This window comes from Verminephrobacter aporrectodeae subsp. tuberculatae, assembly GCF_026127385.1.
Taxonomy (GTDB): domain Bacteria; phylum Pseudomonadota; class Gammaproteobacteria; order Burkholderiales; family Burkholderiaceae_C; genus Acidovorax; species Acidovorax aporrectodeae.
On the sequence record NZ_QZCX01000001.1, the window covers coordinates 1,116,845 to 1,141,744 of the forward strand.

The window sequence follows — 24,900 nt, forward strand, 5'->3', positions numbered from 1 at the left end:
GGGCGACGGAGGCCTCGCATGCGTGCGTGTGCGCTGTGCACCCCGTCAGTGCGCAACGGCGATGGCGTCGATGTTGATGTTGGCGTCGGGCATGACGTGGACACCCGACAGGCGCTTGGAGTGCGCCGACAGATTCTGGTCCGTCAGCAGCGGAACGCGCGGCAGGTCCTTGCGGATCTCGTCCTGCGCAATCTTGTAGAGCGCGGCCTTTTCCTTTGCGTCCACCGTGGTCAGCGCCTTGGCGAGCGCCTGGTCCACCACCTCGCTCTTGTAGAACGACATATTGTTGAGCTTCGGCGCCCAGGATTCGGAGGCGAACAGCGGACGCAGGCCCCAGTCGGCCTCCCCCGTGGACGACGACCAACCGGAGTAATACATGCGGACCTTGGCCGTTTTGGGGTCGGGCCAGGCATCGACCATCTCGGCGCGCTGGCCCACTTCGAGCGCCTGCACCTGCAGCCGGATGCCCACCTGCGCGAGCTGCTGCTGCACGAACTGGAGGACCTTCTGGCTGCTCGTGTTGTTCGAGGAACTCCACAGCACCGACTCGAACCCGTCCGGGTAGCCGCCTTCCTTGAGCAGTTCCCTGGCTTTCTTCACGTCGTACGGAATCGGCGCCATCTTTTCGGCGAACTGCACGCCCTGCGGCAGCACGCCTTGCGCAGGAAAGGCGTAGCCGCCGAACGCAACCTTGGCCAGCGCCTCCTTGTTGATGGCGTAGCCGATGGCCTCGCGCACCTTCGGGTTGTCGTATGGCTTGTGCAGCATGTTGAACGCCAGGAAGCGCATCATGATCGAGGGCGACGCGACCACTTCGAGCTTGTTGCTCGCCTTCAGCAGCTGCGCCTGTTCATAGGGAATCGGGAAGGCGAAGTCGGCCTCGCCGGTCTGCAGCATCGCGGCGCGCGTGTTGTTCTCGGGCACCGGCTTCCATGCGAGGGTGTCGATCTTCGGGTAGCCCTTCTTCCAGTAGCCGTCGAACTTCTTGGCCTTGACGGCGTCGGTCTGCTTCCACTCGACGAACTCGAAGGGGCCGGTGCCAACGGGGTGGAAGGCAATGTCCTTGTTGCCCCATTTCTTCAGCGCGGCGGGTGAAATCATCGCCGCCGAGGCGTGGGCCAGCGAGTTGATGAAGGGGCCGAAAGGCTCCTTGAGCGTGATGCGCACGGTGTCGGCGTTGAGCACCTCGACCCGGGCCATGCGGTTGAACTGGTTGTGGCGCAGCAGCTTGTTCTCCCGATTCAGCACGCGGTCCAGCGTGACCTTTACGGCGTGCGCGTCGAAGTCGGTGCCGTCGTGGAACTTCACGCCGCTGCGCAGCCGGAAGGTGTAGACCAGTCCGTCCTTCGACATGTCGTGGCTCTCGGCGAGCACGTTCCGTATTTTCAGGTCCTTGTCGAACTGGAACAGACCTTCATAGAAGGACTTGGTCACGGCCGTGGTGATGGTCGAGTTGGTGTTGTACGGGTCCAGCGTTTCCGGCTGGTAGCCGATCGCCAGGACCACGTCGCGCGCAGCCAGTGCCGTGCCCGACGCGGCCAGCGCGGCCAGGCCCAGCAGTGCGGACAGCCAGCGGGAAGAGGAAGAGAAAGAGGATTGCTGCATGGAAAGACTCCGGTCGGTTCATGGAAGGAAATCAGAAAGCACCGCCGATGGCGTGCCGCGCAACGAAGTGGCCCGGCGCCACCTGCACCAGGGGCGGCACGTCGGGCTCATCGCCGAGCGCGCGGATCGGGCCGGGAATTTCGCCCTCGGGCAAGGCACGCGGCCTGTGGCGGCGCGCCGGGTCGGCCACGGGAACGGCCGCCATGAGCCGGCGGGTGTAGGCGTGCTGCGGCGCCTCGAACACGGCGCGGCGCGGGCCGATCTCGACGATCTGGCCCAGGTACATCACGGCCACGCGGTGGCTGATGCGTTCGACCACGGCCATGTCGTGCGAGATGAACAGGAAGGCGACGCCCAGCTCGCGCTGCAGGTCGAGCATCAGGTTCACGATCTGCGCCTGAATGGACACGTCGAGCGCCGACACCGATTCGTCCGCCACCACGACCCCGGGATTGAGCGCGAGCGCACGGGCGATGGCGATGCGTTGGCGCTGACCGCCCGAGAACTCGTGCGGATAGCGCTGCGCGAACTCGGGCGGCAGGCCGACCCTTTGCAGCAGCCAGTCAACGCGCTGCCGGGCTGCAACGCCCTTGGCGATGCCGTGGATGAGCAGCGGCTCCATGATCGAGAAGCCGACCGTCACGCGCGGATCGAGCGAAGCGAACGGGTCCTGGAAGATGAACTGGATATTGCGGCGCAAGGCCTGCAACTCGCGCGCGGGCAGCGCGCGGACGTTCTTCCCGCCAAATTCGATCACGCCACTCTGGCTCTCGACCAGGCGCAGCAGCGAGCGACCGGTGGTCGATTTGCCGCAGCCCGATTCGCCGACCAGCGCCAGCGTTTCGCCGGGGTACAGGTCGAAGCTGATTTTCTCCACCGCATGCACGCGGCGCTTCACGCGGCCGAACACGCCGCTGCGCACGTCGAAGCGCGTGACCAGGTCGCGCACCCGCAGGATGGGGCCGGCGTCTGCGCGCACGGTGCTCTGCGGCGCGGTGTTCGGCACGGCGGCAGCGGCGCCGTCGGCGCGCAGCAGCTCGAACTTCGCCGGCAGGTCGGTGCCCCGCATCGCGCCAAGCCGGGGCACGGCCGATAGCAGCGCGCGCGTGTAAGCGTGCTGCGGCGCGGCGAACACGGTGTGGCAGACGCCCTCCTCCACCTTGTTGCCGCAGTACATCACGAGCACCCGGTCGGCGATCTCGGCGACCACGCCCATGTCGTGCGTGATGAAGAGCACGCCCATGCGCATCTCCTCTTGCAACTCGCGGATGAGTTGCAGGATCTGCGCCTGTATCGTCACGTCCAGCGCCGTGGTGGGCTCGTCGGCAATCAGCAACTGCGGCCTGCAAGACAGCGCCATGGCGATCATCACGCGCTGGCGCATGCCGCCCGAGAGTTGGTGCGCAAAGCGGTCGAGCGTGTTGCGCGCGTCGGGAATGCGCACCAGCTCCAGCATGCGCAGCGCCTCGGCGCGCGCGGCCGCGCGGCCCTTGCCCTGGTGGATGCGGATGGCTTCGGCGATCTGCTCGCCCGCGGTAAACACCGGATTCAGCGAGGTCATCGGCTCCTGAAAAATCATCGCAACGTCCGCACCGCGGACGCTGCGCATCGCGGCGTCGCGCGCTTGCGCCAGGTCGAGCACCGCGCCGCTGCGCCGCCGCAGCAGCATGCGCCCGCCCAGGATGCGCCCGCCACCATGCTCCACCAGCCGCATCAGCGCGAGCGACGTGACCGACTTGCCCGAACCCGACTCACCGACCACCGCAAGCGTTTCGCCATGGTCGACGTGGAAGGAAAGGTTCCGGACGGCGTCAACGCTGCGCTCGGACGTCGAGAAGCGAACGCTGAGATTCTCGACGGCGCAAACACGGCCGTCAGCAAGCGTGCTGGCGGGGTAGGACATGGTTGCGCAGCCAACCTTGGTGGCCCGCCGGCGGGAGGATGTAGGCATGGGAGGGTGCGGCGGATGTAAATCAATTTGCAGATGCAGGTCAGGAAAGAAAATTTTCTGTCATTTTCGATCAAGAACGCAAAGATCGGGCCAGGCCCCAGGGTTTGTCCGGACACGCCGGGCGCCCGGGGAGCCCCGGGAGCGTCATGATGAAAATGCCGGCGCCAGACACGCGCGCACCGTAGCGGGGCGCGGCGAAATAGTAGGCAGCAGCGGCCATGGCCGGCGCCACCAGCGCGCAAGCAGATGAAACTTTAGAGACATGAGTTACTTTTTCTAGACAAAATATGTTCCAAAATCCACGACGTTTCTTCTTTCTTCAGGTGACGCACAGGGATTGCGGGCGATCACGGGATGCCATGTGCTTGCGCACATCCGAGTGGATGACGAGCTCGGTGCTTGGCGAACCCATCCCGCGTGCCTGCAAGCCCTTGGCCGGTAGCAGTAACGGATGGCAAATCGAGTTCGGCAAAAGGGGTGTGTGGGAGTTATGGCGAAAGATGATTTCTTGAATCTGGTTTCTCGTCGAGTTGAAAACAGTGCGATGCGCTTCGATTCGGTGCCCGAAGCGCTCGAATGCTGGGCTCGGACTCAGGCCGACTGCGTCGCGCTGCGGTTCCTCGCCGACGGCGAGGGGGACGCCGTATCGCTGACGTACGCTGAGCTATGGCACCGTGTCCAGGGATTGGCCAGGTACTTGGTGGCGAATGGCTATCGGGATCAACGGGTGTTGCTGTTGATGCCTTCGTGCCTGGAGTACGTCGTCGCGTTCGTCGCTTGTCTGTTGGCCGGCACGGTCGCCGTTCCGCTCTACCCGCCAAGAAACAACTGGCATGACAAACGGCTCGCGGACATCAGCAACGATGCACAAGCCTGCGCGGCACTGACCCTGACGGCATTTGCAGGCCAGTTGATGGAGCGACTGCGCGCCGCAGGGGCCCGCAGCATGGACACCCTCGTCACGGTCGATCGGGGTGCGTTCGAGGGGGATGGGGGCGCGCTTGCGGTGCAACTGCCGCCCATCAATCCCTTCGCCCTCGCCTATCTCCAATACACCTCGGGGTCCACCGGCTCCCCCAAGGGGGTCATGGTGCGCCAATCGGACATCGCCTGGAACGTGCAGAGCAAGGCGATCGACTTGGACGCGCAGGAAGTCGCCGTGTCCTGGCTCCCCCTCTTCCATGACATGGGTTTGGTGCAAGGGATCGCGCTGCCCTTGGTGCGGGGGGGTACCGCGGTGTTCATGCCGCCGACTGCCTTCGTGCAGGATCCCCTGCGGTGGCTGCGCGCCGTTGATCGGTTCAAGGCGGTGTTCAGTGGAGCACCGAACTTTGGCTACCAGTCGTGTGTCGACGCGGTCCCGGCGGATACCGACTTGGCCTTGGACCTCCGTTCCTGGCGCATGGCACCCAATGCGGCCGAACCGATCTCCTGCGAAACCGTGCAGCAGTTCCATCGAACCTTCGGGCCATACGGGCTGTCACGAGATGCCTTGGTGGGCGCGTTCGGCATGGCGGAGGCCACGCTCCGTGTGACTACCGGCGCGGGGCCGGGAGGCGCGCCGGTCCTGCATCTGGATCGGCACGCCCTGTCCACGAATCAAATCAGGATTCGCACGCCGGAATCAGAGTCCGTCGTGGCGCTGGTCTCCAGCGGTCTGATGAGTACGGATCCCCTGGTTCGCATCGTGGACACCGGCATCGGACGGGCTCTCGAAGACTGCCAGGTCGGAGAGATCTGGGTCAGCGGATCGACCGTGTGCCCGGGGTACTGGCACAACGAGCCGGCCACGGCCGAGTCTTTCGGTCATGTCCTGGCTTCGGACCCCGGTGAATCCTTCTTGCGCACCGGTGATCTGGGTTTCACGCACCAAGGGCACCTGTACGTCACAGGGCGCCTGAAGGATCTGATCATCGTTCGCGGCGCGAATCACTATCCGCAGGACATCGAGCGCGACGTCGAGAAGGCACATCCGTCATTCCGTACCGGCAGATTCAGCGCAGCGTTCACGCTGGATGACCGGGGATCGACGGCCCTCGTCGTCGTCCAGGAGGTCCGGCGCACGCAGCGCAGGAAGGTTGATGTCGACGAGATCGGACCGATGGTGGCCAGGCTGATCGCGAGTCAGCATGGGATCGAGCTCGACCAACTCGTGCTGGTCGATCCGGGCGGTGTGCCGAATACGTCCAGCGGCAAGGTCCAGCGCAAGGTGTGCCGCGCCCTGTTGCTCGAAGGTCGGCTGCCTCAGATTGCCGTGTGGACCCGCGCGCGGTCCCGGCCGACCACTCGCCCGGAGCCTGCCGAGTCGATCGCGGCGTTCGGGGGGATCGGGGGGATCGAAAACTGGTTGATCGGCGAGGTCGCGGCACTCACCGGTCTTCCCGCGAGCCACATCGACGTCGCGATGAGCTTCCATGCCCTGGGACTGGATTCGGTCAAACTGGTCCAGCTGTCAGCGCGCGTGGGGCCCGCGCTCGGCGTCCGCCTGCCACCCTCGGTGCTCTTCGACCACCCGAGCATCACCGCCTTGGCGAATCATTTGAGCGGTGTCGCGCGGCTGTCGGAGTCGGTCTCCGATGTGTCGCGGGCAGATCCCGTGGCCATCATCGGGCTGGCCTGTCGGGTACCCGGTGCGCGGGACGTGCACGAGTTTTGGCAGCTGGTCTCCAGCGGACGGACGGCGGTGGGGGCCGTGTCGAACGCACGGCGCCACCTGACGCGGTTCGCAGCGGTTGCCGGATCGCCGCAGGCCTATCTCGGTGAGCTATCCGGTGTCGATGTCTTCGACGCCCGTTTGTTCGGGCTGGCCGCGCGCGAGGTGTCGAGCATGGACCCGCAGCAGCGGTTGGCGCTGGAAGTCGCTTGGCACGCCCTGGAAAATGCCGGCGTCGCTGCGGATCGCTTGGCCGGCAGTGCCACCGGGGTCTACGTCGGGATCAGTTCGAATGACTATTTCCGGCTGCAGCAGTCCACGGGCCATGACGAATATGCCGGAACGGGGAGCGCGCTGAGCATCGCTGCGAACCGCATTTCCTATTGCCTTGGCTTGCAGGGACCGAGCATGGCCATCGACACGGCCTGTTCCTCCTCACTCGTTGCGGTGCATCAGGCCTGTCAGGCATTGGCCTCGGACGACTGCTCGTTGGCCATCGCCGGGGGGGTCAATCTGGTGCTCTCGGCCGACCATGGGGACATCCTTGCGCAAGCGCGCATGCTGTCGGCTGACGGGCACTGCCATACTTTCGACCAGTCGGCGAATGGCTACGTCCGGGGAGAGGGCTGTGGCTTCGTCGTACTCAAGCGGCTACACGCTGCACAGCGTGACGGCGATCGTGTGCTTGCCGTCATCCGTGGCAGTGCCGTCAACCAGGACGGTCGCAGCAACGGGCTGACGGCGCCCAACGGCACAGCGCAGCGACAGCTCATCCGGACTGCCCTGAAGCGGGCGGGGATCGGCCCGGGTTCCATCGGGCTGGTCGAGACCCATGGCACCGGGACACCGCTCGGGGATCCGATCGAGGTGGCGGCCTTGCGGGAGGTCCTCGACGACGCGCCGAACGAGCGGCCGTGCTTTCTCGGGGCGGTGAAGACGAACATCGGCCATCTGGAATCCGCCGCTGGAATCATCGGCCTCATCAAGGCGACGATGGCGCTCACCCATCGCGTCATTCCACCGAACCATGGGTTCAGTCGGCTCAATCCGCACATTGACTTGGAAGGTAGCCGTCTGAGCATCCCCACGCGCGCGCAGGATTGGACGGTTCCTGAGCACGAGCGGCGTTGCGCCGGCGTGAGTGCATTTGGTTTCGGTGGAACGAATGCCCATGTGATCCTCGAGGAGGGGCCCCCGGTGTTGCTGCCCACGGCATCCGGGGAGGCTCCATCCGATGGGGCGTGGACGCTCGGATTGAGCGCCGCCAGCGAGGAGAGCCTCATGCGCCTGGCCACCGAGATGGCCCGCCGCTTGCAGCATCTCGATCCCGGTGGCGCGCGGCGCTTGTGTGTGGCGATGGCCCGGCACCGCGCCCAGTTGCCCGAGCGATTGGCAATCGCGGCGTGTGACGCTGCTGCGCTGACGCAGGCCTTGCAGGACTGGGTCGCGGGCCGACCTGCCCGGCATGCGCGCATTCTCAGGGGGCGCGCCAGCGGCACGCATCGGGGTATTGCCTTTCTGTTCACGGGACAGGGTTCACAGTACCCCGGCATGGGCTGCGGGCTGGTCCGCTCCGATCCGCTCTTTCGGGCACACATCGACGCGTGCGATGCCGTACTGCGACCCTTCCTGAACGCGCCATTGCTCGAAATCCTCGAAGACCGCGGTGGGAACTACCTCTCGGACACCCGGTATGCGCAGCCCGCTCTGGTCGCTATGGAGACGGGGCTCGTGCGCCTGTGGGCCGATCGCGGAATCGTGCCGACCTGGGTCCTGGGCCATAGCGTCGGCGAATTTGCGGCCGCGGTAGCGGCAGGGGTCATGGAGTTGCACGATGCCTTGACGCTCGTGGCGACACGGGGGCGCCTCATGGCTTCGGCTCCGGGCCAGGGGGCGATGCTGTCGGTGGCAGCGTCATCGGAAGCGGTCCTGCGCGTCCTCGGCGCGCAGGGGGGGCGGCTGGACATTGCCAGCTTCAACGCCGTCGAGCAGGTCGTGCTGTCCGGCGAGGAGGAGTCGATCCGGAGCGCGCACGCGTGTCTCCATCAAGGGGGCATCAGCTGTCGCCAGCTCACGGTCAGTCATGCCTTCCATTCGAGGCTCATGGAGCCCATCGTACCGACGTTCCGGACCGCCATGAGCGCGGTGCGGCTGGCACAGCCGCGGTGTGGCTTCGTGCCGTCGGGCGACGGACGCGGTGATCCAACTGCTGCGACGTACTGGGTCGATCAGCTTCGGGCACCGGTGCGCTTCCAACAGGGCGTCGAGCGGCTCGTCGCCGAAGGCGCCACGACCTTCCTGGAGCTTGGTCCATCGACGACTTTGGTCGATCTGACGCGCTGCACAGCGGTCGGTGCGGACGGGGTCACGACGCTGAAGCAGGGCACGGACGATGCCCTCGCCTTCGGCGAGGCCCGTGCCGTGCTCTTCGCGCTCGGTGCCCGGGTCCGGATGGCCGGAGCTTCTGCGCTTCCCGGCGGCCAGGATATGTTGCCGCTCTATCCGATGGACCCCCAACGATTCTGGCTGGAACCCCACGCAAGGGCCGACCGTGGAGCCCTGTGGGCGCAGGGGCCGGCGGTTGCGGACGCGGGGGTCAGCAGCACCTGCCCCCCACCGGATCCATCGTCCTTGGCGAAACTCGACCCCGATGATGCCCTGGCCGCGCTGATCCGCGAACTCGGGCGCCTGGCCGCCGAGGTGCTGCGCCAGCCGATTCCGGGTCAGGGGGAGGGGCTCGCAGCAACGAAGCTGTCCTTGCTCGGTCTGGATTCCCTGATGGCGATGGACTTGAGACACCGGGTGCGCCAGTGGATCGGTGTGGATTTGCCGGCGCATCTGCTGATCAGCGGCAGCAGCCTGGGCGACGTCTCCCGGCTTATCTACGAACAGGTCCTGCTGCGCGCCGTTCAGCACGAGCCCACGGCGTCGGATACATCGGATACGCAAGAGGTGTTCGTGCTATGACGCTTGCTGCCTTGCTGAGCGAGTTGCACAGACTGGGTGTGACCCTGTCCCGTCAGGGCGATGGCCTGGTCGTTCAAGCCCCGTCCGGGGCCGTCACTCCCGGGCTGCGCGTCCGGCTTGCGCAGCATAAGCCGGCCTTGTTGGACTGGCTGAGCAAGGGCCGGCCCGCGGCTGTCGAGGACGCCGGACTGCCGAACTGCGCGCCCGATCCCGCGCACCGACAGCTGCCGTTCCCGCTGTTGGACATGCAGCTGGGGTTCTACATGGCGGACGACCCCTACATGGAGTTCCACGTCCGTCCGCACTACTACATGGAAAAGAACCGGGAGACCCTGGACGTTGACCGGTACGAACGCGCCTGGAACAAGGCCCTCGAACGGCATTGGGGAGAGATCGTCGTGGTGACGCCGGAGGGTCAACTCAGAGTGGTGGAGGAGCTGCCGACGCTGCGCATCCAGCGCATCGACCTGCGCGAGCACACGCCCGAAGTCGCCCACCGGCATCTCGAGGCCATCCGTGCGCAGATGATGCGGGCGCAACTGCCGCTGGATCGTTGGCCGTGGGTAGACCTTCGGGTGTCCACTTGGTTGGATCGGGGACGCCTGCAACATCGCATCCACTACAACCACAACAACTTCTTTTCGGACGGCTTTGGCACGGCGAAGCTGCTCCAGGAAATCGATCGCTACGAACGCGATCCCGAGATCGAATTGCCGCCGCTCGCACTGAGCCTCAGGGACGCAGCCCTGTGCCTGGACGATCTGGCCAAGTCACCGGCCGGTCAGCGGGCCCGCGCCTATTGGGAGGCCCGTCTGCCGTCGCTGCCGAACGTGCCGCCGTTGCCGCTCGCCCATCTGGACCGGCGCGTCCGATCAGAATTGAACCGGCGGGAGCGCTTCATGGAGGCCACGACCTGGGCGGGCTTCAGGGAAAAGGCGCGCCAGTTCGGCCTGACACCGTCGAACGCGATCCTCACGGCGTACGCGGAAATTTTGTCCGCCTGGGGCAATACGCGCCACTTCGTGCTGTCCAACATGATGATTCGGCGCTTGGCCGTTCATCCCGAGATCCGGTCGATCGTCGGCAACTTCGCTTCGGTGTACCCGCTGGAGGTGGACTTCCGGCCCGACGACCGGTTCGTGGATCGGGCCCGCCGGCTTCAGGAGCAGGCGCTGCGTGACGCGTGCCATCTGGAATGGGGCGGCATGCAGGTCATGCAAACCCTGAATCGCCAGCGTGGCGGTTTCGGTGAGACCCCGATCCCGTTCGTGGTCAGTAGCGGCCTGTTCATGGAAGGGTTCGAGCGCGCTGATTTCAGCTGCCTGGAGACATCCCAGGTGATGCTGGATCACCAGTTCTGGGAGACCTCGGACGGGCGACTGTTCTGTGTGTGGGATTTGCTCGAGGCATTCTTCTTGCCCGGCGTGGTCGATGCGATGTGGGACGCGTATGCACGGCTGATCGAGCAGCTCGGTGTGCGTGACGAGCTGTGGACGACGAACACGCTGGCGCTGCTGCCCGAAGAGCAGGCGGCCCGGCGGCCGCGGGCGGTGGTCGATCCTGAGGGAGCAGGCGTCTTGCGCCTGGAGGACTATCTGGCGCGGGCGGTCCGGACGGCGCCGACGGCCTTGGTGGGCAGTCGGGTCGGCCCGCCGCTGACCTTCGCCGATCTGGATCGATCCAGCGCGGCGATCGCCCAGCGCTTGCGGCGGGCCGGTGCCCGTCCCGGGGATCTGGTGCCCGTGATGGCCCCTCGGTGCGGATCGCTCGTCCAGGCGGTCTACGGGGTGCTGCGCGCCGGGTGTGCCTACGTGCCCATGGATCCGGCGCTGCCCCTGGAACGGCAACGCTACCTTCTGGAGGACAGCGGGGCGAGACTGGCACTCGTGGACTTGGGCCAGATTGCGGGCCTGACTTGGCCATCGTCGGTAACGGTGCTGGGCATCGACGAAGCGATGCCGTCGGACGACGCCCCGGGAGCGGGTGCGGCTCCATCGGCGAGCACCACCGACTTGGCCTACGTCATCTACACCTCAGGCTCCACCGGAAAGCCCAAGGGCGTGATGATCGATCATCGGGGCGCGATCAACACGATCGAGGACGTGAATGCCCGATTCGAAATAACCGCCGGGGATTGCTTATTCGGTGTCTCGTCGTTCAGTTTCGACCTGTCCGTCTATGACCTGTTCGGGTCGGTCGCTGCGGGTGCCCGGCTGGTGTATCCCGAACCGGGGCGCGCACTCAATCCGGCGCACTGGATCGAGGTCATGGCGCGCGAAGGCGTCACGGTCTGGAATTCGGCGCCGCCGCTGGCGACGCTGTTGGTCGAGGCGGCAGAGGACCGGTCGATGCCGCTGTCCGCCCTCCGGCTGGTCCTGCTCAGTGGCGACTGGATTCCCGTGGATCTCCCCGATCGGCTGCGCGCGGTGGCCCCCGGCGCGCGGATCGTCAGCCTCGGGGGGGCCACGGAGGCTTCGATCTGGTCCATCTGCTATCCGATCGAAGCGGTCGATCCGACGTGGACCAGCATCCCCTACGGATTCCCGATGCGCAACCAGCCCTGGGACGTCCTGGATGCCTGGGGTCGTCCCGCGCCAGAATGGACCGTCGGGGAACTGGTCATCGGCGGACTGGGCCTCGCGAAAGGGTACTGGGGCGACCCGCGGAAGACGGACCATGCCTTCGGCGCGCACGCGACGTCCGGCCCCCTGTGCCGCCAACGCTCGTACCGCACCGGCGACATGGGGCGTTATCGCGAGGACGGTGCCATCGAGTTCATGGGACGCCGCGACACCCAGGTCAAGGTCCAGGGCCATCGAATCGAGCTCGCGGAAGTGGAGAGCGAACTCCTCCAATGCCCTGGAGTGCAGGCCGCCATTGCATCCGCTCAACGTGAATCGACACGCGATGCGGCGCGGCTCGTGGCGCACGTCGTGTTGAAGGACGGCGCCTCATTCGACGGCGCTGCCATCCAAACGAGCCTGTCGCAGGTCCTGCCGCGCTACATGGTGCCGACCTCGATTGCCGCGATACCAACGCTCCCCATCACGCTCAACGGCAAGCTCGACCGTGCGGCTCTGCCGCGCCTGGAAGAGGCTTCTTCGCCGCGCGCTGAACGCAGACAGTTGCCCCGTACGGACACCGAGTCCGCGCTCCTGGCGATCTGGCGGCGTGTGCTGGCCGCCGAAGAGATCGACCTGGCGGGTGACTTCTTCGAGATGGGCGGACAGTCGTTCGAGGCGGTGCGCATCACCGGACTGGTCCAGCAGGAACTGGGGCGCACCCTGACGCTGGGCACGATCTGGGAACAACGGAGCATCGAAGCCATCGCCTCCCTCCTGGATCACTGCGGCGCTGAGCCGGTGCGTCGCCGGGTCGTGCTCCGGGAGTCGGGAGGTCGGCCAGACCTGTTGCTCCTGCACCCCGCCGGCGGACAGGTCATGGCCTATCGGGGTCTGGCCGAGCGGCTCGATCGCCGGGTCACGGCCTTCGAGGCGGTGGGACTCAGAGGGGGCGAAGACGTGCCAAGCACCATCCCTGCCCTGGTGGGCCAGTACGTGAACGAACTGCTGCGCGACGCGGGACCGGTTCCCCGGCTCCTGGCGGGATGGTCGTCCGGTGCGATCCTCGCGTTCGAGGCGGCGCACCAACTGCTGGTCCGCGGCCACCCCGTCGATGGCGTCGTGCTGCTCGACTGTCCCGTGCCCCATCGCTGGGAGCAGGAGGTGAGCAGGGCAGAACTGCTGGCCTGGTTTCTCGAAGACCTTGCGTTGGATCTGCCCCAGGGCTATCTGCTTCCCGTCGATCGATTGCTCAGCGGTGTGCGCGACGATGCGCAGATGTTCGCGCGGCTCGGGGCGCAGCTTCGGGCGGACGGGTTGACGAGCGAACCCGACTGGGAGGCCCTGCTGCCGATCTTCCGGGTATTCGCGGCGGTGGTCCGCGGCACCCGCTGCTATCGACCCTCCATGCTGCCGGTCCGCCTGCTGGTGCTGCGCGCGAACACCGGGACCGTCAGCGAGTTCGCCTCCCACCCCTGCGCCGACCGCACGGACTGGGGCTGGGCCGCATTCAGCTCGCGTGGCACGCAATCCTCGTGGATCGGGGGCAGCCACCACACGCTGCTGACCGACGAGCAAGTCGGACCCACGGCACGACTCATCGAATCCTGGCTGGACGCCTGCAGATCATCCGCGGCCGATGCCGTTGCATCCAGGCGTTGAAAGGGATCAGCATGCACGAACTGTTGACACAAACGGTGCGTGCCGGTATCCGGCTGGAGCTTCAAGGCGACGAGTTGCGCGTCTTCGGTCCCGCCCATGCCCTGACACCGGAACTTCGTGCAGCCCTTCAAGCGAACAAGGCCGCCCTCATCGAAAACCTGCGGAGTCTGGCCGAACCATCGGCGCCCGATGCGTTGCCGGAACTCGTGGCCGATCCGGCCCATGCCGCCGAGCCATTCCCGTTGAGCGATGTCCAGCATGCGTATTGGGTGGGTCGGCACTATGCGGTGGAGAGCGGCCAAGTGGCGACCCATTTCTACTGCGAGCTGGACGCCGGCCAGGTGGACTGTGGACGGATCGAGCGCGCCCTGCAGCGGCTCATCGAGCGCCACGGCATGCTGCGCGCGGTGGTGGACGCCACGGGACTGCAGCGCGTCCTGGATTGGGTGCCCCCGTATTGCATCGACGTCGTCGATTGCACCGGGCGGACACCGCAGGAAGCGCAGGCGGCCGTCATGGCGACACGCGAGCGGATGTCGCACGAAGTCAGGCCGGCCAGTCAATGGCCGCTGTTCGGCGTGCACGCTACCCGCATGTCCGATGGCGCACTCCGGCTGCACGTCAGCCTGGACATGCTGACCATGGACGCCTGGAGTATGTTCGTGCTGTTCAAGGAATGGCACGCGCTGTACACGGTGCCCGACGTCGAACTCCCATCCATCCGCGTCACGTACCGGGACTACCTGCTCGCCGAGCGCAAGCTGCTGGGCGGTCCACGCCATCAGCGTGCGCGGGACTACTGGCTGAATCGCATGGACCAGTTGCCGGCTGCGCCGGATCTGCCCGTCGTCAGCGAGCGCGTCGGCAGCCAGGCGCCGATGTTCTCGCGCCGGCGGTTCCGGATGGATGCGACACGCTGGTCCCGGGTCAGGGAGCGGGTGCGCCACTTCGGACTGACGCCCTCCGGCCTGCTGCTCGCAGCCTACGCGGAAGTCCTGACGCGATGGAGCGCCGCAGCGCACTACACGCTGAACCTGACCCTGTTCAATCGCCTGCCGCTGCACGAGGACGTGTTGCGCATGGTCGGAGACTTCACCTCACTGAGCATGCTCGAGGTGGATCACCGAGACTTGTCGACGGCGTTCATCGAGCGCGCGCAGGCGATGCAGCGCCAGCTGATGCAGGACCTCGAGCATCGCGAGTTCTCCGGTGTGCAGGTGCTGCGCGAGTGGACCCAGCGGCACAAGATGGGTCTGACGGCGGCGATGCCCGTTGTCTTCACCAGTGCCCTGGTGCTCAGCGGAAATGAAGCGGGACAGGATGCGGCGCTGGTTGAGCGATTCGGTCCGATGGTGTACGGCGTGAGCCAGACGCCGCAGGTCTGGCTGGACAACCAGGTGATGGAAATCTCCGGGGACCTGGTCCTCAACTGGGACGCAGTGGATGCGCTCTTCGAGCCGTGCGTGCTCGACGACATGTTCGCCGCCTACGGTGACGTGCTGAACAGACTTGCCGACAGCGACGAGGCGTGGACGGCTCGTTCGCTGATGGCTCCGGGGCCAAAGGAGGAGGGCATCCCCGAAGACCCGCAATGCGCCGGGACGAGCAGTCCCGGCCGCCTGCTGCACGCCGGCTTGGTCGAGCATGCGGCACGCAGGCCCGAGGCCATCGCGGTCATCGCCCACGACCGCACGATGCGTTACCAGGAACTGCTGTCGGAGAGTCTGGCGGTGGCTCACTGGCTGCAGTCTCATGGCGTTCAAGCCGGGGCGCTGGTGGGCGTGGTCACGCGCAAGGGCTGGGAGCAGGTCGTCGCGGTGCTTGGCACGCTGCTTGCCGGTGCGGCCTACATGCCGGTGGACGCGAACCTGCCAATCGAGCGGCAGCGCGAGCTGATCGAAACGGGTCGCGTGACATGTCTGCTGACCCAGGTGGACAGCAACCCGGTACCACGTAATCTCGGCGTGGCCGAGGAACTGGCCGTGCTGGAGATCGTCGCTGCGGCGCTGCCCGCTGCGATCGACCCCGGGACGGTGCGACTCCTCGGCGCACCCCGGAACCTGGCCTACGTGATGTTCACCTCCGGTTCCACGGGTCAGCCCAAGGGCGTCATGATCACGCACGCGGCCGCCAGCAGAACCATTGATGCCGTGAATCAGTTGCTTCGATTGGAGCCGAAGGACCGGATTCTCAGCGTGTCGTCGTTGAGTTTCGACCTCTCGGTCTATGACATCTTCGGGGCGCTGGCGGCCGGTGCGGCCGTGGTCCTGCCGGATCCGGCGCGTCGGCTCGATGCGACCCACTGGGCCGATCTCATCGGGGAGCATGGGGTGACGATCTGGAACTCCGCACCCCAACTCATGTGCATGCTGGTGGACGTCCGCGAGGGCAGGGCATGGGTCGCCGAAGGAACCTTGCGCGCGGTCCTGCTGAGTGGCGACTGGATTCCGGTCGATCTTCCGGCGCGTATTCTGGCCTGCTATCCGCAGGCGATGGTGACGGGTCTCGGCGGTGCCACGGAGGCGGCGATCTGGTCGATCTGGTACCCGATTGGGGCGCTGTCCCCGCACTGGACCAGTATTCCTTATGGTCGTTCGATGCCGGGACAGTGCGTCGAGGTCGTCAACGACCGCTTCGAGCGATGTCCCCGTTACGTCCGCGGACGCATCGTGATCAGCGGCGATGGGCTCGCCCTGGGCTACTGGGAGAACCCCGAACGCACGGCAGAGCGGTTCGTGACGTCGCCATCGGGTCAGCGCTGCTACGAGACCGGCGACCTCGGGCGCTACTTGCCGGACGGGGCGATCGAGTTCCTGGGGCGCTCGGACGAGCAGGTGAAGATCCGGGGCCACCGGGTCGAGCCCGGGGAGATCGCGGCCGTGCTTCGCCAGCATCCCGGAGTGCTGGCGGCTGCGGTGCTGGTGACGGGCGATCGTGCCCATCGCGAGCTCGTGGCCTATATACAGCCCGACAAGGGCCACCTCTCGTCATTGGGAACGGTGCTTCGCTCGGACCCGATGCCATCGCTTGCGCAGCAGCTGAGCGAGGGGCTTGACACGTGCACCCTGCGACCGGCCGACGCCACGCTCAGGATCGCCTGGGACCGGCTGGACGACTACTACCTCGCAGCGGTTGTGCTGGCCTTTGGGCGCCTCGGGTTTCTCGGCCGGTCCTCGGGGCGCGTGACCCCGTCCGACATGCTTCGACGGGGTGTCGTGGACCGTTACGAGCGGTGGCTGCAGCGGGCCTTCGATGCGCTCCATGAAGCCGGACTTCTGCGCGAGGTCGGCACCCGCGTCTACGAAGCCACCGATGCCTGGGACGCGCCAGACCTGGGATCCTTGTCGAAGGAAGTGCGTGAACTGCTCCAATCGGTGTTCGACTTCAGTGCGCAAGACAGTGCGTGGTTCACCGATGCGGTGGAGCGACTGTCCGACATCCTGACCGAGCATCTGCATTCAGCGGAGATCTACACGGCAGACGCAACGGCCCGCGTCTACCAGAAACTTTTTCTGGACAACCACCAGCAGCTCGCCCGGGTGTGCGAAGTCCTGCTCGGATGCCGGCGCAGGACCGGGGCGGCCATCCTGGAGGTGGGTGCCGGCTTCGGATCGGCGACCCGGCACGTGCTGAACGGGGTCCCGGCCGATACACGCTACGTATTCACGGACATCTCGGAGTTCTTCCTCCGCCGGGCCGCTGAGCGCTTCGGTGAGCAGCATCGGGGGTTGGCGTTCGCGCGCTACGACGTTGACGTGCTCCCCGAGTTCCAGGGCATCCAGCGGAATTCGTTCGACTTGGTGCTGGCGTCGAGCATGCTGCACGACGTCAAGGACGTTGCGCTGGCTCTGGAGCATCTGATCGCCCTGCTGAAACCGGGCGGACAACTCGTCATTTTGGAAGAGACCCGGTTCTTCCGATCGTTCGATCTGCACATGGGCCTGCAGCAGGGCTTTGACGGATTTACCGACACCGGCCTGCGGCACAAGCACTGCCTGCTGAGCCGAACGCAATGGGAGCAGGCGATGCGCGCCGCGGGCTTCGTGGACGTCATGGCGGTACAGGCACCCGGCGCGGCCATCGAGTTCCTCGGATTTGGCGTCATCGTCGCCACGGCGCCCGAGCAGGCGCTTGTCCTGGACCGCTCTGCGGTGAAGGAGTACCTGGCTTCCCGGCTGCCCGACTACATGGTTGCGCAGCACGTCGTTCATCTGCAGCGCCTGCCCGTGACCCAGAATGGCAAGATCGACTACAAGATGCTGCCACCCGTGCCTGCGGCGATGACCGAGCACACGGAGCGGGTGGCGCCGCGCTCCGAACTCGAGGTTCAACTGCACGCGATCTGGCAGCGTGTGCTGCGGACTTCCGCGCTCGGGATCACCGACAACTTCTTCGAGCTCGGCGGCGATTCACTGATCGCCACGCAGATGGTGCGCGAGATCCGCGAGACGTTCGGAGTCGATCTCGAAATCCACGAGTTTCTGCTGAATGCGTCGATCGAGGCCCTGGCAACTCTCCTGGAAGCCAAACGCAATGCCGGCTCCACGGGGGACTCCTTGCAGACCGTGCCCGCGGTGGACGTTTTCCCTGCGCTGGCCGACGGGACGGCCGATGCCGACCTGCCGCAGCTGATGGCGCAGCTCCCTTCGGCGTCGGCGCTGAGCCGATCGGACATCGTGCACGCGGTCTCTCAGGTGCTCCTGACGGGAAGCAGCGGATGGGTGGGGGCCTATGTGTTGGCAGACCTGCTGGAGAATGCCGCAGTGACGGTCGTCTGCCCGGTTCGGGCGCGGTCCGACGCGGATGCGCATCAGCGTGTCGTGCACAACCTCGGGCGGTACGGCTTGCATCGGGCACTGGATCAGGTGGACCGCATCCGGGCCGTCGCCGCGGACCTCAGCAGACCGCAGTTCGGGGTGTCGGACGCGTGCTGGTCCGCATGGTGTCAGGAAATCGAACGCATCGTTCACGTCGCAGCAAGCGTCGACATCAAAGGCGACTACGCCGGCATGCGGGACGTCAACGCCGTTCCTTGCCTGGATCTCGTCCGATTGGCCTCGACGGGGCGTCTCAAGCCCATCGTCTTCTCCTCGACCCTGGGCGTTTGCATCCGGCGTGGCGTCCATGGATTCGCGGTTCGACCCGGGCGGGACCTCGACGGCTCATCGTCCGGTCTCGTCATGGGCTACGCACAGAGCAAATGGGTCGCGGAGCAGTTGCTGTGGCGCGCGCGTGAACTGAAGGTGCCCGTCGAGCTGATCCGTATCCCGCACATCGTTCCGGCGGTGGGCAGCCCTTGCTGGAAGACCAACACGATTCTGGGCAGCGTGCTACAGGTCGCATTGACCATTTCCGTCGATCCGATCTGGGCGGACTCCCACGTGGACGCCCTGCCGGTCGATAGAGTGGCCCGGGCCCTGGGTCTCGCGGTCTTGGCTGCCCGGCCGACCAGCACGGTCCGGCACCTGCGTGCCGACGAGGTGCAGAGCTTGCCCGAAGTGATCCAACGGGTGCGTCAAGGCGCGCTGGCGACGACCGCAGCGCGCGTGGAATTGGATCGGTGGTTGGCGACGACGTGGCAGACGGTGCGAGACCGGTACGATCCTGGCGCCGTGATCCTGTCCCGCTTGCTTGCGCCCACGGATGCCGGTGTGTTGCTCCAGGCGATGTTCGGTCCGGACCGGGTTGACGTGGAAGCAGGCAGTGGCAGCGGTGCGCCCGCGAAGAAAGGGTCCGGACCGGACTACTGGCTGCACTATGGTCGGCAGTGCGCAGGCCAACGGGCCGATGTCGGTGCCCCCGCCGCCATGGCGCTTTCCGCGATCAAACCCGCGTAACGGTCGGCTTGCGTGGGGCGCCTCATTGCGGACAGCGCAGGGACCGCACGTCGGGGACGAGCGTCAGAAGGCCCGCCACGGCCATGAAGAATCCAACCCACGGCGGCGCGCGCAGACCCAGACCGGCGCTGATGCACAGGCCACCGAGGAACGTGCCGAGAACGATTCCCAACGTGATGACCGACGTATGCAGGGTATTCACCAGGGGGCGCCCATTGGCGGTTCGCATCACACGGGACACCATGGCGGGATTCATCGTCACGCCGACCAAGCCAATGCCGACCAGGGCCAGTGCGGAAACCGCCTTGCTGTGGGTGAATGCACCAAACAGCGCCAGGAACATGGCGAGAAAAACCAGCCCGATGGACAGGGTTGGAATCGTATGGCGATCAGCCAGCTTTCCGACCACGGTATTGCCGATAACGGTCGCCAAGCCATAAATGAACAACAGCAGCGCGACAGCTCCGTCACCGTACCCCGTCACGTTCCTGAGAATGGGCGTGAAGTAGCTGAAGGCGGCAAAGGTAGCGCCGATGATCAGCAGGCTGGTGGAGAAGACGGCCCACAGCTTCGGGTTCTTCAGGGCTGCGAGTTCCCCCTTCAAACTGATGGCTGCGTTCCGGGGGACGGACGGCACCCAGCCGATACTCGCCAGACAGGCCAGGGTGGCCAAGCCCGTGACGAGCCAGAAACTTTCGCGCCAGCCAAAATGCGTGCCGATCAGGTTGGCGATCGGCAGTCCCAGGACGGTTCCCACCATGATTCCTGCCAAAACGACGGAAGTGGCCCATCCCCGTCGGTGCTCTGCAACCAGATCGATGCATATCGCCAACGCAACGCCAAAGAAGGCTCCCGATGCCGACCCGGTAATCAGTCTCGCCACCACGAGCATGCGATAGGACCCGGCGAGTGCCCCCATCGCCTCGCCCGCAATGAAAATCAGATACAGGGTGAGGAGCGCTGTTTTGGGCGGGGTTTTCAGCAGCCCGATGGCGAGCAGGGGGCCGCCAACGGCCATGGCGAAGGCGTACAGGGATACGAGGTAGCCGACTTGCGGGATGCTGACTCCGAGGTCGTCGGCCATGACCGGCATCATCCCGGAGACTTGGAACTCACTCGTCACCAAGGCGAAGATGCCGAAACCAAGGAGGTAGACCGGGATGGGGAGCGGCTCGTTGCGCTGAACGGGGGTCATCTGTTTCCTCCTTGGGTGTGGGCAGCCGGAAGGGCCACCCGAACGCCTTGGCCAGCGCTTGGGCGGGCGCCCCGGTTCCTGGCTCCATGGGAGCGACCAGGCATTCTGCCGCAGGGGGAATACCCCCATCGGCTCAGGGCCCAAACAGATCCAGCAAAAATCCCCGCACCGCCTGCCGCGCTGCGCGCGCATTCAGCACCGTGTGCGGTGCGCCGGGCAGGAGCAGCACGCCGGCGTCGGGATGGTCCTTGAAGGCTCTCGCGCAATGCCCTTGCGCCAAGGGGTTTTCCAGCCAAGTGTTTGCGGAGGAAAAGAAGGGATCCGCTGCGCTGATGACGTTCAGCACCGGCTGCCCTGGCAGGACGGCGGTCTGCGGACTCTCGACGAAGTAGTTGTCTTCGCAGCTCCAGGAGAAAATCATCCGCCCGATGAACTCGCTTCCTCCATGGCGGGCCACCGCGACGGCGCCCTCGCTCGTCCCCGCGAGAACCAGACGGCGGGTATCTGCCCACGGCAGGTTTTGCAGGGCCGCAAGCCCCAGGCCGATTTCGGAACTGCGCAGCGCGTGAATCCTTTCGTAGACCGCCTTGCTCACGGGTGATTTGTAGGTCACGCGGTCGGCCAGTGCAAAGGAATCCGGCGCCAGGCTGGCAATTCCCAGGCTGCCCAGCCATTGCTGCCATTCGGCAATCGCCTTGGGCCCCAGACCGGACGAGCCATGCAGGAACAGCACCACCGGTACTTTTCTGGCCTGCGCCACCGCCGGAGCGTCCTTCAAAGGCCCTGCGTAGAGCACGCCCCCCGTGGCCTGGGCGGGAAGGACCAGCTGCGCCCCGGCAAGCACGCCGCGTGCAGAGGCCTCGGTATGCAGCGTGGCGCTGCCCGTGACTTCAGCGGCCTGCGCCCCGGCCCATATTGGATGGATGGACAGCAGCGTGGCAAGAAATAGGGCAATGCCGGTTTGCATGGTGAAATTCCTCGGGGTCGCACAGCCAGAATCTGACCTGCGCGCAGTCTGCATTGGCGTCGGCAGGCGCGTCAAGCCCATCCGCGCGGCGCGCGCAAGGAGAAAAGCGCTGCAACGCGAATCACAGCCGGCTACCAGTGGATACTTTTGCCCCCTTGCCCTACAGTCATTGCTGACCGCAGCAGCATTGTCTGCGGCCTCTCCAGACCCGCGCGGCAGACGCCGGCGGTTGTTTTTCAACCAAGGAAGCAGCATGGCAAAAAACCCCAAGACCACCGTCCCCGGCATCGACATCGACATCGGCATCAGCACGCAGGACCGCGCCGCCATTGCGCAGGGGCTCTCGCGCCTGCTGGCCGACACCTACACCCTGTATCTGACCACGCACAACTTCCATTGGAACGTGACCGGCCCGATGTTCAACACGCTGCACAGCATGTTCATGGCGCAGTACACCGAGCTGTGGAACGCGGTGGATCCGGTGGCCGAGCGCATCCGCTCGCTGGGCCACGTGGCGCCGGGTTCGTATGCCGAATTCGGCCAGCTCGCCAGCGTGCCCGATGCACCGGCCAAGCCGCCCAGGGCGCTGGACATGGTGCGCGTGCTGGTCCAGGGCCACGAGGCCGTGGCCCGCACTGCGCGCGGCCTGTTCCCGCTGGCCGACAAGGCGGGCGACGAACCCACGGCCGACCTGCTGACCCAGCGCCTCGCGGTGCACGAGCAAACGGCGTGGATGCTGCGCTCGCTGCTCGAGGAATGATCCGCGCCCGGGCCCCCATGCAGCGCATCCGGGGCCGCGCGCAGCAAACGGAGCGCTGACCATGGCCAAACCCGCTTTCGCTGAGCGTGCCGGCGAGGTCGAAATCAAGCTCGCGCTGCCCGCGCGCTGGGCGGCCGACCCAGCGGCCCTGGTGGCCCGGATCGCCGCCGTGCCCGCGCTGGCGCGCCGCAAGGCGACGCAGCAGGCGGTGCACAGCGTCTACTACGACACCCCCACGCAGGCGCTGCGGCAGCAGCGGGCCACGCTGCGCCTGCGCCGCGTGGGTGCGGACCGCGGGGCGCAATGGCTGCAAACGCTCAAGACCGCCGGGCGCTGCGACTCGGCCCTGAGCCAGCGCGGCGAGTGGGAGCTGCCAGTGGCCGGCCCCGCGCTGGAGTTGGGGCAGTTCGCCGACACCCCCTGGCCGGCGCTGGACCCCGAAGGCGTTCTGGCCGCAGCGCTCGAGCCCTGCTTTGCCACCGACTTCGAGCGCACCCGCTGGACGCTGCGCGTTCCCGGAGGTGGCCGGGTGGAGGTGGCGCTGGATATTGGCCGCATCGTCGCGCAGGAATGCCAGGCGCCGATTGCCGAACTGGAATTGGAACTCCTCGAAGGCCCGCCCGCGGCGCTGTTCGCGCTGGCCCGCCGCATTGCCCGCAGCACGCCGCTGCTGCCCCTGGCGGCGAGCAAGGCCGAGCGCGGCTTTGCGCTGCGGCGCCAGGCAGGCAGCGGCCCCGAGGCCATGAGCGCGCGGCCCGTGGCGCTGCCGTCCGGACTGAGCCTGCGTGCCATTGCGCGCCAGGTCCTGGGCGAGGCGTTCCTGCAATTCAGCACCAATCTGCACGCGCTGCAGCAGGCCTGGGCGCCCGATGCGCCCGAACTGCTGCACCAGGCGCGGGTGGGCTGGCGGCGCTTTCGCAGCCTGCACCGTCTGCTGCGGCCGGGTCTGCCGGCGCTGCCGCCCTGGGCGCCCCTCGGGCCCTTGCTCGCCGCCCTGGGGGCGCTGCGCGACCTCGACGTGGCGCGCCTGGACACCCTGCCCCCGCTGGCGCAGGACTTCGTCGCCGACGCGGCGCAGCGGCGGCGCGCGTGGCAGGATTTGCAGGCGGCGCTCGAACAGGCCGCGCAGCAGGCGCTGGAAGCGGTGCACCAGGCCTTGCAGGCGCCGGCCGTGGGGCAGGTGCTGCTGGCCTGGGTGGAATGGCTTGAAACGCTCGACGGCCCCTTGGTCGATGCGGCCGCTGCGCCGCCGCTGCCGGAGCCCAAGCCGGCCCGGCGCTGGCTGCGCCGCCGCACGCGCGACCTTGCCAAGCGCCTTGACGGGGCCTTGGCCGAGGCGGCGCACGGCGGCCTGGACGCGCAGCACCGCGCGCGCATCCTGGCCAAGCGCTTGCGCTATGCCAGCGAGGCGCTCGCGCCCCTGCTGCCCGGGCGCGAGCGGCGCCGCCATGCGCAGGCCCTCGCCTGGCAGAACCGCCTGGGCGCCACGCGCGACACCGTGCAGGCCGCGCTGCTTGCCGGGCAGCACGGCGCCGCGCCGGAACTCGTGGCATTTCTGCGCGGCGTGGCAGCGGGACGCAAGCACCGCTGAGCCGGCGCGGCTGGCGATCGCGTGCAACAGGCATCGCTTATAAACACGGCTGCCCGCCGTCCACCCCCATGTCCCACGCACCGCGCAGCCGCACGTCCCTGTACCTCGACCTCATCCGCTGGGACCGCCCTGCTGGCTGGCTGGTGTGCCTGTGGCCCACGCTGAGCGCGCTGTGGATCGCGGCGGACGGTTTTCCGGGCTGGCACCTGCTGGCGGTGTTCGTGCTCGGAACCTTCCTCATGCGCAGCGCGGGCTGCTGCGTGAACGACGTCGCCGACCGCGAATTCGACAAGCACGTCAAGCGCACCGCGCACCGCCCGGTGACCACCGGCGCCGTGGGCGTGCAGGAGGCGCTGGCCGTGGGCGCCGTGCTGGCGCTGCTGGCTTTCGGTCTGGTGCTCAGCACCCGCGCGGCGGCGATTGCCTGGTCGGTGCCGGCCCTGCTGGTGGCCATTGCCTACCCGTTTGCCAAGCGCCTGATCGCCATGCCGCAGGCCGTCCTGGGGATCGCCTACAACTTCGGCATCGTGATCGCGTTCGCCGCGGTGCAGGGCACGGTGCCCGCCGTGGCCTGGTGGATGTGGCTCGGCACCCTGTTCTGGGTGCTGGCCTACGACACCGAATACGCCATGGTTGACCGGGACGACGACCTGCGGATCGGCATCCGGACCTCGGCCATCACGCTGGGCCGCATGGACGTCGCGGCGATCGTGGTGTTCTACCTGCTTTTTCTCTCCATCTGGCTCGTGGCGCTCGAGCCTTATGCCCTGGGAGCTCCGTTTCATATGGCAATTGTGGCTGCGTTGGCGCAGGTTCCGTGGCACTGGCGCCTGATCCGCGAGCGCACGCGCGCGGGCTGCTTTGCGGCCTTTCGCGTGAACCACTGGCTGGGGTGCACGGTGTTTGCGGGAATCGCCGGCAGCCATCTGCTGCGCGCTGCGCTCAGCAAATAGCTTCCGCTCTCCCCCTACGGGGGGTAGAGGCAAGCAAACGCCCAGGCGCCAAATGTATTGCCCAATGCATGCGCGCGGCGCTCGGCGGCGTGCAATTGCGGCCTCGAAGCTGGCGCCCACGCCCGCGTCTTCCAGGGCGTGCTGCGTTGCATGGGTGGTCCCGCCCTTGGAGGTCACGCGCTGGCGCAGCATGGCGGG

General features: G+C 66.8%; 10 protein-coding genes and 1 pseudogene. 6 read left to right on the forward strand and 5 right to left on the reverse strand.

What is annotated here, in order from left to right; translation table 11 throughout:
- Nucleotides 1–45: 45 nt before the first annotated feature.
- Both gsiB and D5041_RS04780 read right to left on the reverse strand, forming a co-directional pair.
- On the reverse strand, nucleotides 46–1,605 hold the full coding sequence (gene gsiB, locus D5041_RS04775; protein WP_265283986.1) for a glutathione ABC transporter substrate-binding protein GsiB: 1,560 nt from the start codon (nucleotides 1,603–1,605) through the stop codon (nucleotides 46–48).
- Nucleotides 1,606–1,636: 31 nt separating this feature from the next.
- Nucleotides 1,637–3,508, reverse strand: a complete 1,872-nt coding sequence (locus D5041_RS04780; protein WP_265283987.1) for a dipeptide ABC transporter ATP-binding protein — start codon at nucleotides 3,506–3,508, stop codon at nucleotides 1,637–1,639.
- 556 nt (nucleotides 3,509–4,064) lie between these two features.
- Between D5041_RS04780 and D5041_RS04785 the strand changes: the two genes are divergently transcribed.
- Genes D5041_RS04785 through D5041_RS04795 form a run of 3 tightly spaced genes read left to right on the forward strand, consistent with a single transcriptional unit; the run spans nucleotide 4,065 to nucleotide 19,236 of the window.
- Nucleotides 4,065–9,176, forward strand: coding sequence for a type I polyketide synthase (locus tag D5041_RS04785; RefSeq protein ID WP_265283988.1), 5,112 nt, complete (start codon nucleotides 4,065–4,067; stop codon nucleotides 9,174–9,176).
- Entirely contained in the window at nucleotides 9,173–13,399 is a 4,227-nt protein-coding gene (locus tag D5041_RS04790; protein ID WP_265283989.1) for a non-ribosomal peptide synthetase, read from the forward strand. The genes D5041_RS04785 and D5041_RS04790 overlap by 4 nt, the downstream gene beginning before the upstream one ends.
- Before the next feature lie 11 nt (nucleotides 13,400–13,410).
- Complete coding sequence (locus D5041_RS04795) at nucleotides 13,411–19,236, forward strand: non-ribosomal peptide synthetase (protein WP_265283990.1); 5,826 nt, start codon at nucleotides 13,411–13,413, stop codon at nucleotides 19,234–19,236.
- 22 nt (nucleotides 19,237–19,258) lie between these two features.
- Here D5041_RS04795 and D5041_RS04800 read toward each other — a convergent pair whose 3' ends face one another.
- Both D5041_RS04800 and D5041_RS04805 read right to left on the reverse strand, forming a co-directional pair.
- The gene (locus D5041_RS04800; RefSeq protein WP_265283991.1) at nucleotides 19,259–20,431 is read right to left on the reverse strand and encodes an MFS transporter; all 1,173 of its coding nucleotides are present in this window, start codon (nucleotides 20,429–20,431) and stop codon (nucleotides 19,259–19,261) included.
- Between the two features lie 133 nt (nucleotides 20,432–20,564).
- On the reverse strand, nucleotides 20,565–21,398 hold the full coding sequence (locus D5041_RS04805; RefSeq protein WP_265283992.1) for a dienelactone hydrolase family protein: 834 nt from the start codon (nucleotides 21,396–21,398) through the stop codon (nucleotides 20,565–20,567).
- Nucleotides 21,399–21,651: 253 nt separating this feature from the next.
- Here D5041_RS04805 and D5041_RS04810 point away from each other — a divergent pair, with 253 nt between their 5' ends.
- The 3 genes from D5041_RS04810 to ubiA all read left to right on the forward strand — a co-directional run bounded on the left by D5041_RS04810 (nucleotide 21,652) and on the right by ubiA (nucleotide 24,702).
- Nucleotides 21,652–22,158, forward strand: coding sequence for a Dps family protein (locus D5041_RS04810; RefSeq protein WP_029554573.1), 507 nt, complete (start codon nucleotides 21,652–21,654; stop codon nucleotides 22,156–22,158).
- A 61-nt stretch (nucleotides 22,159–22,219) separates the two neighbouring features.
- Nucleotides 22,220–23,749: a CYTH and CHAD domain-containing protein gene (locus D5041_RS04815; RefSeq protein ID WP_265283993.1), complete on the forward strand. Its 1,530-nt coding sequence runs from the start codon at nucleotides 22,220–22,222 to the stop codon at nucleotides 23,747–23,749.
- Between the two features lie 68 nt (nucleotides 23,750–23,817).
- Complete coding sequence (gene ubiA, locus D5041_RS04820) at nucleotides 23,818–24,702, forward strand: 4-hydroxybenzoate octaprenyltransferase (protein WP_265283994.1); 885 nt, start codon at nucleotides 23,818–23,820, stop codon at nucleotides 24,700–24,702.
- Between the two features lie 147 nt (nucleotides 24,703–24,849).
- Here ubiA and D5041_RS22090 read toward each other — a convergent pair.
- A pseudogene (locus tag D5041_RS22090) lies at nucleotides 24,850–24,894 on the reverse strand (hypothetical protein); the annotation flags it as partial.
- Between the last annotated feature and the right edge of the window lie 6 nt (nucleotides 24,895–24,900).

What these genes read in the sequence shown, in the direction of transcription:
- D5041_RS04805 (WP_265283992.1), bottom strand. Translation starts at nt 21,398, where the DNA reads ATGCAAACCGGCATTGCCCTATTTCTTGCCACGCTGCTGTCCATCCAT.
- D5041_RS04810 (WP_029554573.1), top strand. Translation starts at nt 21,652, where the DNA reads ATGGCAAAAAACCCCAAGACCACCGTCCCCGGCATCGACATCGACATC.
- gsiB (WP_265283986.1), bottom strand. Translation starts at nt 1,605, where the DNA reads ATGCAGCAATCCTCTTTCTCTTCCTCTTCCCGCTGGCTGTCCGCACTG.
- D5041_RS04790 (WP_265283989.1), top strand. Translation starts at nt 9,173, where the DNA reads ATGACGCTTGCTGCCTTGCTGAGCGAGTTGCACAGACTGGGTGTGACC.
- ubiA (WP_265283994.1), top strand. Translation starts at nt 23,818, where the DNA reads ATGTCCCACGCACCGCGCAGCCGCACGTCCCTGTACCTCGACCTCATC.
- D5041_RS04815 (WP_265283993.1), top strand. Translation starts at nt 22,220, where the DNA reads ATGGCCAAACCCGCTTTCGCTGAGCGTGCCGGCGAGGTCGAAATCAAG.
- D5041_RS04795 (WP_265283990.1), top strand. Translation starts at nt 13,411, where the DNA reads ATGCACGAACTGTTGACACAAACGGTGCGTGCCGGTATCCGGCTGGAG.
- D5041_RS04800 (WP_265283991.1), bottom strand. Translation starts at nt 20,431, where the DNA reads ATGACCCCCGTTCAGCGCAACGAGCCGCTCCCCATCCCGGTCTACCTC.
- D5041_RS04780 (WP_265283987.1), bottom strand. Translation starts at nt 3,508, where the DNA reads ATGTCCTACCCCGCCAGCACGCTTGCTGACGGCCGTGTTTGCGCCGTC.